Consider the following 12,346-nt stretch of genomic DNA (forward strand, 5'->3'; position numbering starts at 1 on the left):
TAGTTTAACCATAATTGCTCTAACACTATACATGTAACCGTTCATTCTTTAAATCCATGTTCTCAAAGTGTTCTTTCAAGGTTGCCATGACTACTCGATTTTTCCCGCCGAGATTGACTCCTGGTAATAAAGCAATGTACCTTACCTTTATAAAAGCTTCCAATCTAATAAATCATTTTCTTCAACGGCATACCTATATTATAATAAAGAAAAGAATAACTAAAAAGAAAAGAGGGAAATAAAAATGAAAGATATAAATGAATTTTTATCAAACATTAGTGAACCAGCACATCGTGATCGAGTAAAAGAGTTATTTGGCTGGACGGAAAAAACATTTCCGCAACTTAAAGTCGTAATAAAGTGGAACCAACCTATGTTTACCGACCACGATACTTTTATTATTTCCTATAGCGCTTCTAAAAAGCACCTTTCAATTGCACCTGAAACAGCTACTATTACAGCATTCAAAGAGGACATTGCAAATTCTGGCTATCAACACACGGACAATATTATCAAAATCACTTGGGATCAAACGATCGACTATGCATTATTACAAAAGTTAATCGATTTCAATGTGCAAGAAAAACTACATTATACCAAATTTTGGAGAGAATAATTTTTAATTAATGGAACCTTATTCAAAAAAGTTTCATCGATAAGAAATTATTGAAGTAGTAAAATAAGGTAAAATCTATTATGATTTAGACATAGAGAGTTACTTAATTATCTTCCCCAAAGATAAAATAAGAATTGATCCCACCTCAATAGAGATGGGATTTTTTTAACCGAACAAAAGATTAAGAATTTCTTTAGTAACAAAATACTCATTCTTATGATTCAAGGCTTTTTTTTACTCTCTCAATTTATTTTTTACTATTTCTAAAAATCCCATTGACTAAACTCCTACCTTTAAGTTAAGATAATATTACAAAATTAAATAAAAAAAGGCGCTCTGCAGGAGGACAGCAAATCATCCCGCAGAGCCCTGTATTATCAGCCAGAACTAATAATACAAGTTGCCTCCGTCAATAGTTTATTGACTATTATCATTGTACTAAAAGTAAGAAAAGATTACCAGTCTTTTTTACACATTCAATGTATTTAGTCGATGGTTATTTAGCGAACGCTTCATGGTATTGGTTCCTGACTAATACCATTTTTTTGTTTTGTATTTTTTGAGTAGATAATTAGAGCGAAAAACAAAATAAACAGGCACTCTAGTAAGAAGACAGCAATCCTCTTACAAGAGCCCTGTATCGTCAGCCAGAACTGACAATACAAGTTGCCTGAGTCAATGCGCATTGACTTATTCATTTTACCTAACTTTTGTAAGAAATACTAGTGTTTTTTTACAAAAATTTAGTAATTTGAATAGTTGATGGTTATTCATTGCACTCTTGCGCGGTATTGGTTGGTGGCCAATACCGTTTTTTTCGCTCTTTTTATAAATTGTAAACACTAAGTTCTCCTTTTTTCTTAACTCTTTCCAAAGAACTACCTTAGTGTTTACAAATTCGTGTTACTAGAATCAATCGTTCACCATGCTTTTCTATTCACTCTAAAGGTTGCCGTATAAATGTGTATAAAATAATTAAAAATAAACATGCAAACAAATAATTTCCTAGATCTACAAGATTGAATAATGAAAAGCAACGAATGATTTCTAGTGCACTAGTACTTATTAGAATCTATCTGGCGGAAGATACATTCTAATTCTCTAAAAAATAGCAGGTTTGCAGAGTCTGCTATTTCAAATAACTGTTTATCCAAAATGCTATTCCTTTTCTGTAGATTACCATCCCAACCATTTTATCAACAATAGGATAAGCAGTTGTTTGTTTTTTATACGATTGATTTATATCACTTCTTATATAGTAATTTCAGAGTATTTATTTCAATATTCTCTATAAATTTTATCTTTATTCTCCTCAAGATTTAGTTGCTACATTTTAAAGGTTACGTTAACCTCTTTGGACTACCAATGTTCTTTGTAAGAATATTGATAGTCCATTTAATTTTTTACATAACTTTTCCACCACTACTATTGTACATATCATGTGTCGCTGTATATGTGTCCATCCTTGCGCACTAAAAATGAATCACTGCTAGACTCGCTTCTGAGGCAAACTCTTCTCCCGAATACTCTTTCTTTAGTCCAAACCAAATTAAGGCGTTCACTAAAACAGATTAGAAAATAATAGCGACCCGTTTTCTGATAGGTAGATATAATTGAGCTTTTGTAGAATTTCTTAGTGTCCTCTATGTCGTTCGTTGGATAGTATAAAACAATTGAGAAAATTGCACTAGCAAAAAAGACCATAGCCAAACGAAATAATCTGAAGTAAGCCCCAATAGTTAGATCAGAAACTCTAACTTAGGGGGGCTCACTTCAATCCGTTCGACTATGCTCTTTAACCTAAATTTAAAGCAATGGGGTGTTGTTTATTTATTATAAATCTTCGGACCTTTACGCATGTTTTTACGATCATTTTTAGGCGTCTCCATTTGTTTCGAGCGACCGCCACTTTGTTTCTTCTTAATCAATTCTAGCATTTTTTTCTTTGTATCCATTATTGCACCGCCCTTGTCAAGAGAGTAACAGACTCGATATGAGTCGTTTGCGGGAAGTTATCCACTGGTTGCACTTCTTTGACTTCAAAGCCGCCTTCAACAAGTAGGGCAAGATCACGTGCTAATGTTGCAGGATTACAGCTTACATACACGATACGTTTAGGTTTTGTTTCGATCAAGGTTTCTACCAAACTTGCTTCTAAGCCTTTACGTGGTGGATCAACGATGACAACATCTGGTTTGATATCATTTTCGATCATTCGCGGTAAAGCTTCTTCAGCTAACCCTGCTGTAAATGTTGCATTTGTGATGTTGTTTAGTTTTGCATTACTTTCAGCATTTTTAGCCGCTTCTTCGATTACTTCCACACCATAAACGTGTTTTGCATCTTTTGCTAATGTTAAACCGATTGTACCGATCCCACAATATGCATCTACAACAATTTCTTCACCTGTCAACGCCGCGTATTCTTTAACTTTGTTATACATTACTTCTGTTTGTTGTGGATTTACTTGATAGAATGAACGAGAAGAAATTTCAAATTTCAAATCAAAAATCGTATCGATCATTTTATCTTCACCGTGTAATAGAATCGTCTCATCCCCAAAAATCACGTTTGTCTTTTTAGCATTGACATTTTGCACAATGCTAACAACTTCAGGCAACGCTTCTAGAATATCCGGAATAATTTTACTAGTTGGGAATAATTTTGGTGTTCTAGTAATTAAAACAATCATCATTTCCCCAGTGTGATAGCCACGACGAACAACGATATGGCGTAGGTTACCCGTATTATCTGATTCGTTGTAAGGTTTGATGCTGTAACGTCTCATGATATCACGGATTTTAATGACAGCTTCGTCAATTTTAGGATCTTGAATATAGAAATGTTCTAAGGGAATAAGATCATGGCTATTTTTTCTGAAAAATCCTGTTTGCAGTTTACCCTCGATTTTTCTCACTGGAATTTGAGCTTTATTGCGATATCCCCAAGGATTGTTCATGCCTAAAGCGTCTAAAACTGGAACGTCTGGTAATTTTGCTACACGTTGCATCACGTTTTTCACTTGGTCTGTTTTGAATGTCAACTGTGCACCATACGCTAAATGTTGTAATGGGCTGATACCGACTTTGGTAAAGTTAGCATCTTTGACTGGTACACGGTCTTCGCTTGATTTTAAGATAGTCAAGACTTTACCGTAACCAAAACTTTTACCGACTTTCAAGACTTTGATTTCGATTTTTTCACCTGGTAAGGCATTTTCTATAAAAAGTGGGTAGCCATCAACTTTAGCAACACCCATTCCTTCATGTGTCAGATCAATAATATCAACTTCGATTGTTTCATTTTTGTTCACTGGAAAATTATTCATAAGTCGCTCCTTCTTTTATGCGCTTCACTCATTCTAATGAAAAAATGCTAGAAAAGCAATAGAGAGTTTGTTTCGACAGCTAAAAGTAGCAAAATTTAATCTTAGAATCTAATCGATTTCAGCTAGTTTATTCTCAATAAGCTGAATCACTTGTTTTTTTGCTTCTTCACTTTCGATAAAATCATACTTATCTCCATCAATTTGGATTTTAGGGCTCTCGTTGTATTCTTCAAACCATTTTTCGTAACGACTATTCAATTCTTTATAATAGTCATATAATGAAGGATCTTGTTCTACTTGCTCATAAGCACGTCCTCGGCGTTGAATACGTTCCAACATTTTCGGAAAAGATATTTTAATATGAACCAATAAATCTGGACGTTTTTTATGAGCCGCATAAGGTAATTCTTGCAGCATATTTTCTAATAAAGAATCATACACTTTTACTTCAGTCTCATTCGCTCTTCCTAAGTCAGCGTTTAAATGAAATAATAAAGAATCTTCATATATCGAACGATCCAATACATTATTTTCATGAGAGAGCGCTTGTTTAATACTATCAAATCGCTTATTTAGGAAATAAATTTGTAATAAAAATGCATATTTTTTAGGATCAGCATAAAATAACGGTAAGACTTCGTTATCATCAACGGATTCATAAAAAGCTTCTGATCCTAAATGTTCTGAAATAATTTCTGTTAAACTTGATTTCCCTGCACCAATTGTACCTGCTAAAACGATCACTGCCATCGAACTCCCTACCTAATTAATTATTGTTTTTTTGATTTTCAACCAATGAACCATGCCAAAAATAGAATTGACAGTATACATGCAGTACATGACAAATAAGGCATAATCTCCCCCTGCATGGGTTCCTGCTCTAAACCATAATACTATGGAAAAAAGATTACCTAACAACCAAAAAATAAATTGTGACTGGTACCTTTTGATCATCAATAACATCGCTGTGGCGGAAACGCTGAAAGTGATAGCATCAAGCATTTGTTGTGCATCATTGACAAACCCTAAAACTGAATAAGCAACCATTCCAATTCCTAACCACACGACACACGCATATAACCATTGAATTCCTTTCAACGTTTTTACCTCTGTGACATTACCTGACCCATCTTCGCTGACTTTTAACCATGTATACAAGCCTGCAATATCCATAATTACATAAAAGCTTTGAAGTAAAACCTCAGCATAGACTCGTGTTTTAAACCCAAAATAACCTATGATCAATGCACTTATAAACCCAAATAGGTAATTGCCAGCCTTGCCTTGAGCAATTAAATTGACGCAAACAATACCTGATATCCCAGCTACTAATGTAATCCAACTAGAAGGATTGAAAATGAACGCTACTAATTGTACAACAATCATCGCGAACAAAAAAAGATAGTTTTTTCTTTGCCAGCCTTTAAAATCATTTATAATAACATTTAAACCCAAATCAAACAAACCTTTCATTTGCCAGTATTTATCATTTTCTAATGAGATGACGACTTATTAAATTTACCTCTGTTTCAAGATCAAGTCAATCTGAATTCTATCCAATTATTGATTATGAGACATTTTTATACAATATATTGTGTTTCCTAATAGTTTACATCTATATATAGTATAAAGAAATTGCAATGATGCTTTCAATTTTTGTATTTTAAGTCTACTCAGCCAAAGCTGATTTTTATACTGTTATTCTATCTAGCTGCTGCACCAAAAAAGCATCCGAGACAATCTTGTCTTAGATACTTTTTTGGTGCTTTTAATGATCAGCCAATTTTTCCATTATGATCGATATCTTCATCGGTCAAACGCTCGACTTCTTTAACGAACTCTTTACTCGTTTCTAGATACTCATCTTCTTCATCATAATCATCCAAGATGGAGCCCATGATTGCATTCGATGGAATCGCATCTGCATTCGCAAACATTTCAATGTGCTGATGTAAATTTGTGAATTCCATTGGTGCATCACCACCATATTCGCCATCTAAGTTGATCATCATTCTACTGTTCGGTTCAAGCGTCTCTGCACGTAAATGACTCGTTTTCGTGTATATCAGTCGGTTATCTTCGATATGTTTACCACCGTTTAACATTAGTGCAGCTAAATGCAAAATCTCAAAAACATTGGCTGTTTTCACTATAATCAATGAAAATTTTCCATCATCAAGTTTTGCGTCTGGTGCAATCTTTTCAAAGCCACCAACAGAGTTAGTCAAGCCCAAGAAAAACATAGAAGCATTTCCTTCATAAACACCTTCGTCATACTCCATTCGCATTTTAACTGGTTTCACTCGAGGTAGCATTTCTGCACCTTTCGCTAAATAAGCAAGATAACCAAAAATACTTTTAAGTTCTGACGGGACTTCATAAGTCAATTCAGTTAAATGACCACCAGCCGCTATGTTGATGAAATAACTGTCTTTTGCTTTGCCGATATCCATTTTGACCGTTTGATTTTTTTTGATAACTTCTGCTGCTTTGACAATATTATCTCTTGGAATTTTTAAAGCTCTTGCGTAATCATTGGTTGTTCCAGCAGGAATGATTGCCATAGACGGCCGTTTTTCTAAAGGAGCAATACCATTAACGACTTCATTGATCGTTCCGTCACCGCCAGCCGCAACAATTAGGTCGAAACCTAATTCTGCAACTCGGCGAGCTTCGTTCTTAGCGGAATTTTCTTCTGGAGTTGTGGCAAAAGCACTTGCTTCATATCCGCATTCTTCCACAATAGAAAGAATATCAGCTAGATTTTTTTTGACTAGCTCTTTACCTGAAGTGGGATTATAAATGACTCTTGCTTTTTTCATAATCATCTGCTGCTTTCTAGCGTTTTGCCAATTCTTCTTGTAACAATTTGTTCACAACACCTGGATTAGCTTGGCCTTTCGTTGCTTTCATGATTTGACCGACTAAAAAGCCCACTGCACGATCTTTTCCGTTTTTGAAATCATCGACAGATTGTTGGTTATTATCTAAAACCTCATTGATGATTGGTAACAATTGTGATGGATCAGATAATTGAACTAAGCCTTTTGCTTCGACAACCTCTTTCGCATCGCCACCATTTTCAATCAATTCTTTGAACACTTTTTTAGCGATTTTAGAGCTAATCGTACCATCTTCGATCAACGTAATCATGCCTGCTAAGTTTGCAGGTGTTAATTTTGTATCCGGTAATTCGATTTTTTCACTGTTCAAATAAGCTGAAACTTCACCCATCAACCAGTTAGACACTTGTTTTGCATCTGCACCTTCAGTTAATGCTGCTTCAAAGAAATCTGACATTTCTTTTGTTAACGTTAGAACCATTGCATCGTATTCCGGCAATCCTAATTCTTTGATATAGCGGGCACGACGTGAAGCTGGCATTTCTGGTAGGCTGTGGCGAACACGCTCAATCCACTCATCATCGATTGCAAAACGTGGAACATCTGGCTCTGGGAAGTAACGGTAGTCACTTGATCCTTCTTTAACACGCATCAATAATGTTTTATTCGTTGTTTCATCGAAACGGCGTGTTTCTTGTTGGATTTCGCCACCAGATAATAACATTTTCGCTTGACGTTTTTCTTCAAAGGCAAGACCTTTTTTAACAAAACTCATTGAGTTCAAATTTTTAAGTTCTGCCTTTGTTCCAAATTCTTCTTGACCATACGGACGTAAAGAAATGTTGGCATCACAACGCATCGAACCTTCTTCCATTTTTACATCTGAAACGCCAGTAAATAGGATGATTGAACGAATGGCTTCTAGATAAGCATAGGCTTCTTCTGGTGAACGCATATCCGCTTCTGAAACGATTTCGATCAGAGGTGTTCCTTGACGGTTTAAATCAACGTATGAGTAACCTCCATCACCGTGAATATTTTTCCCAGCATCTTCTTCTAAATGCACACGTTCGATACGAATGCGTTTTGTTTTGCCTTCCACTTCAATATCGATCCAGCCATCATGACCAATTGGTTGATCGAATTGAGAAATTTGGTAAGCTTTGGGATTATCTGGGTAAAAATAGTTTTTACGGTCAAAATGTGTATCTTTAGAGATTTCACAATTTAATGCAAGTGCTGCTTTCATCCCAAATTCAAGCGCTTGTTTATTCATAACTGGTAATACGCCTGGGTAACCCCAGTCGATCACGTTTGTATTGCTGTTTGGTTCTGCTCCAAAGTGTGCTGGTGCAGGTGAAAAGATTTTAGAGTTTGTTTTTAATTCTACATGGACCTCAAGTCCGATGACAGTTTCAAAGTTCATTAGTCATTCCCCCCTAAGATCACAGGTTTTTTCGTATGGAAATCAGTTGCTTGTTCAAACGCATACGCTGCTTTATACATCGTGCTTTCATCAAATGCTTTCCCAATGATTTGTAAACCAACTGGTAAGCCTTCTGAAAATCCTGCTGGTATTGACATACCAGGTAATCCAGCTAAGTTAACTGGAATCGTTAGTAAATCATTCATATACATTGTGATTGGATCATTGATATTTTCACCTAATCCAAAGGCTACTGTCGGTGAAGCTGGGCCAATGATGATATCATATTTTTCAAAGACATTGTCAAAGTCTTGTTTGATCAATGTTCGAACTTGTCCAGCTTTTTTAAAGTGTGCATCATAATGTCCAGCACTTAATGAGAATGTCCCAAGCATGATACGGCGTTTTACTTCTATACCAAACCCTTCAGAACGTGAATTTACATAAACATCTTCAAGATTTTTTACGTTTTCAGAACGATAGCCATAACGAATCCCATCAAAACGTTGTAAGTTGGAGCTTGCTTCTGATGAAGCGATGATATAATACACAGCTACCCCATATTTAGAATGTGGTAAGCTCACTTCTTCTACAGTTGCACCAAGAGCTTTAAATGTTTCTGCTGCTTTAAGAACTGCTTCACGAACGCCAGCATCGACACCCTCACCAAGATATTCTTTTGGCAAAGCAACTTTCATCCCTTTGATATCTCCTGTTAATTCAGCAGTGAAATCAGGAACTGAAACGCCAGCAGAAGTCCCATCTTTTTCATCATAGCCGCTGATTGCGCTTAAGGCTAATGCATTATCTTTAACATTTCTTGTCAAAGGACCAATTTGATCCAAACTAGATGAAAATGCGATCAATCCAAAACGAGACACACGTCCATAGGTTGGCTTCATTCCAACGATTCCGTTAAATGATGCAGGTTGGCGAATACTACCACCTGTATCTGTTCCTAAAGAAACGGGAACTTGACCAGCAGCAACCGCCGCAGCTGATCCACCAGATGATCCGCCAGGAACTTTCGTATGATCCCACGCATTTTTTGTTTTTTTAAAGTAGGATGTTTCAGTACTTCCACCCATCGCGAATTCATCCATATTCAATTTTCCTACTGGAATCATATCTGCTTGATAAACTTTATCCATAGCAGTTGCATCGTAAATTGGCTTAAAGTTATGAAGCATTTTTGATGCTGCAGTTGTTAAAATGTCTTTCGTTACAATATTGTCTTTGATCCCGATTGGAATACCTGCTAAAGGATTTGATTCAGTAATCCCTTTAAGATCGATTGCTTTTGCTAATTCAAGTGCTTTTTCATCATTGATTGTAATGAATGAATCCACATCTTTTTCCGTTTCGTTGATACGGCTCAATGTCGCTTGAGTCAAATCAGTTGCAGTGATTTCTTTTGAAACGAGTAAATCATGCAGTTCTGTTAGTGACTTATCATATAATTTTTCCATTATGCACCAGCCTCCCCATTGTCGATAATCGCTGGCACTTTGATATAGCCATTTTCTGATTCTGGTACGTTTTTCATCAATTCACTGCGATCCATACCTGGCGTTGCTACATCTTCTCTCATTACATTGATTGATTGTGCCACATTAGAGGTAAATGGAACCCCCTCTGTATCTACTTCTTCTAATAATTCCACCATATCGATGATTTTGCCTAATTGATCAGTAAAGTCTTTTAACTCCTCATTTGAAAAAGACAGTTTAGACAATTTGGCTACATGTTTTGCTTTTTCTTCACTGATTGCCATGGATACCCTTCTTTCCTTTAGAAAAACTCAATCAAGAGTTCACTAGTTCATTTTTTATGACTGTTACACGATAGTTCACGTTAAAAACAGCTTTTTTCTTATTCTATCATAAATTTCTAAGAATTTTTGAAAGAGATTGAAGAAAATAGACTGAAAATGTAAAAATAGCGCTGAAACCCATTTTATTATGCTTTTTAGGCTATTCGTTTGTTTCTTTTGTATAACTATTATCCAATGCAGTCACCATTTGTTGTTCGTCCCATACCTCGATACCAAGGTCTTGGGCTTTAGTCAGTTTGCTACCCGCATCTTCACCTGCAACAACAATGTCCGTTTTCTTCGAAACACTGCCCGTCACTTTTCCACCTAGATTTTCGATTTTCTCTTTTGCTTCTTCTCTATTATAATGGGTAAGTTTTCCTGTTAAAACGACTGTTTTATCTTTGAATGGTGATTCTACAGCGTCTAACTGAGAGGTGCGAATCCCTTTATAATCAAAATTCACGCCAGCTTTTGTCAGTTCATCCATTAATTCATGGACTTCTTCATTTTCAAAGTACGTGACTAAACTATCCGCAATCGTCTCACCCATCGAATCTAGTGCTACGACTTCATCTTTAGTTGCTTTACTGATCGACCGTAGATCTCCAAAATGTTCGGCTAAAACCTTTGCAGCTTTAGAACCAACATGGCGAATACCTAATCCAAAAATCAACCGTTCAACAGAGTTATCCCGGCTTGCATCAATTGCTTTGTAAATATTATTCGCAGATTTTTCTTTGATTTTTTCCAATGTCATCAATTGCTCTTGTGTTAAAAAGTAAAGGTCAGCTACATCAGCGACTAACTCTTTATCATACATTTGTTCCAGTACACGAGGGCCTAAACCATCGATATTCATCGCATTTCTAGATACAAAATGATTAAGTCCTTCTTTGATTTGAGCTGGGCATTTTGGATTGATACAACGCAAAGCAACTTCCTCATCCAGATGCACTAATTCACTATTACAGACTGGGCAATGGGTTGGAATCAAATACGGCTGGCTGTTTTCATCCCGCTTTTCGGTCAAGACATGTGCGACTTCTGGAATAATATCGCCAGCTTTATAAATAATTACTGAATCATTCAACCGAATATCTTTCATTGCAATGAAATCAGCATTATGCAAACTTGCTCGACTAACTGTTGTACCTGCTACACGAACTGGCTGCATCACAGCAGTTGGCGTTACAACGCCTGTACGTCCAATCGTCCATTCGATTTCTTCCACGATTGTTTGAGCTTCTTCAGGTGGAAATTTATACGCAATGGCCCACCGCGGAGCCTTAACAGTAAAGCCTAATTCATCTTGAATCGTGAATTCATTTGTCTTGATTACAATCCCATCAATTTCGTATGGTAATTCTGATCGTTTTTCATGATATTCTTCTATATACGCCCAAACTTCATCAATCGTTTGGCATAGTTTCTTTTCAGGATTGGTTCTAAAACCAATTTCCGATAATTCATTTAACGCATCAAACTGAGTTTGTGCCGTCATTGGTCCAAAATCTGCCACTGTATATAAGAATGTGCTTAGATTTCTTTTCGCAACCATACTTGTATCTAGTTGGCGCAAACTACCTGCTGCAGCATTTCTTGGATTTGCAAAGACATCTTGTCCAGCTTCTTCGCGCTCTTTATTCAAATTGACGAATGATTGTTTTGGCATGTAACATTCACCGCGAACTTCAACTGATATTGGTTTTTTTAACTCTAAAGGAATCGACTTCACTGTTTTTAGATTTTCAGTGATATTTTCACCAACTGTTCCATCACCTCGGGTTGCCCCTTGAACGAATCTGCCATTCTCATATCTTAATGAAATAGCTAGTCCATCGATTTTCAACTCACAACAATAACTGACAGGCTTTCCAGCTAATTTTTGGACACGTTCATCGAAATCGTAAACATCTTCTTTACTAAAACCGTCATTCAAGCTATACATCTGCACTTCATGTGTCACTTTTTCAAATCCTTGTAAAATCTTCCCGCCAACACGTTGCGTTGGTGAATCAGAAGTGATTAAATCTGGATATTCGGTTTCTATGTCTGATAATTCTTTATAAAGCCGGTCATAAACATAATCTTCTACGGTCGGTTTATCTGCTACATAATACTCATGAGCGTATTGATTTAACTGTGTCCGTAGTTCTTTTGCTTTCTCTGTCGCTTCGGCTAATGTTAACGGTATTTCTGCCATAATAACTCCTCCTAATTTAAAAGCATAACAGGCTCATATAGCCTTGACAGAAAAACAGGAAATTATGAATAAGGCGCTTTTTGCCTTAATCATAATTTGCCTTTTTTCCGAACG

General features: G+C 36.2%; 11 protein-coding genes. 1 reads left to right on the plus strand and 10 read right to left on the minus strand.

All coding sequences use genetic code 11. From position 1 onward, the window contains the following. Nucleotides 1-25 precede the first annotated feature (25 nt). A complete protein-coding gene (locus tag BCR22_RS15885) occupies nucleotides 26-163 on the minus strand; it encodes a DUF1697 domain-containing protein (protein WP_242596480.1) in 138 nt (45 codons plus the stop codon). A gap of 81 nt (nucleotides 164-244) precedes the next feature. On the opposite strand from BCR22_RS15885, the gene BCR22_RS13865 reads away from it, so the two are divergent. Continuing rightward, nucleotides 245-616: an iron chaperone gene (locus BCR22_RS13865; RefSeq protein WP_069655478.1), complete on the plus strand. Its 372-nt coding sequence runs from the start codon at nucleotides 245-247 to the stop codon at nucleotides 614-616. Between the two features lie 1,826 nt (nucleotides 617-2,442). On the opposite strand, the gene BCR22_RS15890 is transcribed toward BCR22_RS13865, so the two are convergent. The 9 genes from BCR22_RS15890 to ligA all read right to left on the minus strand — a co-directional run bounded on the left by BCR22_RS15890 (nucleotide 2,443) and on the right by ligA (nucleotide 12,232). After that, nucleotides 2,443-2,571 carry a hypothetical protein gene (locus BCR22_RS15890; RefSeq protein ID WP_010765698.1) on the minus strand — a complete coding sequence of 43 codons (129 nt, stop codon included), beginning with the start codon at nucleotides 2,569-2,571 and terminating at the stop codon, nucleotides 2,443-2,445. Continuing rightward, nucleotides 2,571-3,944, minus strand: coding sequence for a 23S rRNA (uracil(1939)-C(5))-methyltransferase RlmD (gene rlmD / locus BCR22_RS13875; protein ID WP_069655479.1), 1,374 nt, complete (start codon nucleotides 3,942-3,944; stop codon nucleotides 2,571-2,573). Before rlmD ends, BCR22_RS15890 begins: the two co-directional genes overlap by 1 nt. Before the next feature lie 108 nt (nucleotides 3,945-4,052). Further along, nucleotides 4,053-4,694, minus strand: a complete 642-nt coding sequence (locus BCR22_RS15315) for a deoxynucleoside kinase (RefSeq protein ID WP_069655480.1) — start codon at nucleotides 4,692-4,694, stop codon at nucleotides 4,053-4,055. 12 nt (nucleotides 4,695-4,706) lie between these two features. Further along, nucleotides 4,707-5,417 carry a nicotinamide riboside transporter PnuC gene (pnuC, locus tag BCR22_RS15320; RefSeq protein ID WP_069655481.1) on the minus strand — a complete coding sequence of 237 codons (711 nt, stop codon included), beginning with the start codon at nucleotides 5,415-5,417 and terminating at the stop codon, nucleotides 4,707-4,709. Between the two features lie 302 nt (nucleotides 5,418-5,719). After that, nucleotides 5,720-6,766, minus strand: a complete 1,047-nt coding sequence (locus BCR22_RS13890) for a diacylglycerol kinase (RefSeq protein WP_069655537.1) — start codon at nucleotides 6,764-6,766, stop codon at nucleotides 5,720-5,722. 16 nt (nucleotides 6,767-6,782) lie between these two features. Further along, complete coding sequence (gene gatB, locus BCR22_RS13895; RefSeq protein ID WP_069655482.1) at nucleotides 6,783-8,213, minus strand: Asp-tRNA(Asn)/Glu-tRNA(Gln) amidotransferase subunit GatB; 1,431 nt, start codon at nucleotides 8,211-8,213, stop codon at nucleotides 6,783-6,785. Next, on the minus strand, nucleotides 8,213-9,682 hold the full coding sequence (gene gatA / locus BCR22_RS13900) for an Asp-tRNA(Asn)/Glu-tRNA(Gln) amidotransferase subunit GatA (RefSeq protein WP_069655483.1): 1,470 nt from the start codon (nucleotides 9,680-9,682) through the stop codon (nucleotides 8,213-8,215). The genes gatB and gatA overlap by 1 nt, the downstream gene beginning before the upstream one ends. Then, nucleotides 9,682-9,987 (minus strand): Asp-tRNA(Asn)/Glu-tRNA(Gln) amidotransferase subunit GatC, encoded by a 306-nt coding sequence (gatC, locus tag BCR22_RS13905; protein WP_069655484.1) that lies wholly within the window; start codon nucleotides 9,985-9,987, stop codon nucleotides 9,682-9,684. The genes gatA and gatC overlap by 1 nt, the downstream gene beginning before the upstream one ends. A gap of 199 nt (nucleotides 9,988-10,186) precedes the next feature. Beyond that, the gene (gene ligA / locus BCR22_RS13910) at nucleotides 10,187-12,232 is read right to left on the minus strand and encodes an NAD-dependent DNA ligase LigA (protein ID WP_069655485.1); all 2,046 of its coding nucleotides are present in this window, start codon (nucleotides 12,230-12,232) and stop codon (nucleotides 10,187-10,189) included. Between the last annotated feature and the right edge of the window lie 114 nt (nucleotides 12,233-12,346).

The sequence above is a fragment of the Enterococcus plantarum genome, from assembly GCF_001730295.1.
Taxonomy (GTDB): domain Bacteria; phylum Bacillota; class Bacilli; order Lactobacillales; family Enterococcaceae; genus Enterococcus_L; species Enterococcus_L plantarum.

Bases quoted from the DNA above. Each gene is read 5' to 3' on its own strand.
- BCR22_RS13865 (WP_069655478.1), top strand. From the start codon at position 245: ATGAAAGATATAAATGAATTTTTATCAAACATTAGTGAACCAGCACAT.
- gatC (WP_069655484.1), bottom strand. From the start codon at position 9,987: ATGGCAATCAGTGAAGAAAAAGCAAAACATGTAGCCAAATTGTCTAAA.
- rlmD (WP_069655479.1), bottom strand. From the start codon at position 3,944: ATGAATAATTTTCCAGTGAACAAAAATGAAACAATCGAAGTTGATATT.
- gatA (WP_069655483.1), bottom strand. From the start codon at position 9,682: ATGGAAAAATTATATGATAAGTCACTAACAGAACTGCATGATTTACTC.
- BCR22_RS13890 (WP_069655537.1), bottom strand. From the start codon at position 6,766: ATGAAAAAAGCAAGAGTCATTTATAATCCCACTTCAGGTAAAGAGCTA.
- ligA (WP_069655485.1), bottom strand. From the start codon at position 12,232: ATGGCAGAAATACCGTTAACATTAGCCGAAGCGACAGAGAAAGCAAAA.
- BCR22_RS15315 (WP_069655480.1), bottom strand. From the start codon at position 4,694: ATGGCAGTGATCGTTTTAGCAGGTACAATTGGTGCAGGGAAATCAAGT.
- pnuC (WP_069655481.1), bottom strand. From the start codon at position 5,417: ATGAAAGGTTTGTTTGATTTGGGTTTAAATGTTATTATAAATGATTTT.
- BCR22_RS15890 (WP_010765698.1), bottom strand. From the start codon at position 2,571: ATGGATACAAAGAAAAAAATGCTAGAATTGATTAAGAAGAAACAAAGT.
- gatB (WP_069655482.1), bottom strand. From the start codon at position 8,213: ATGAACTTTGAAACTGTCATCGGACTTGAGGTCCATGTAGAATTAAAA.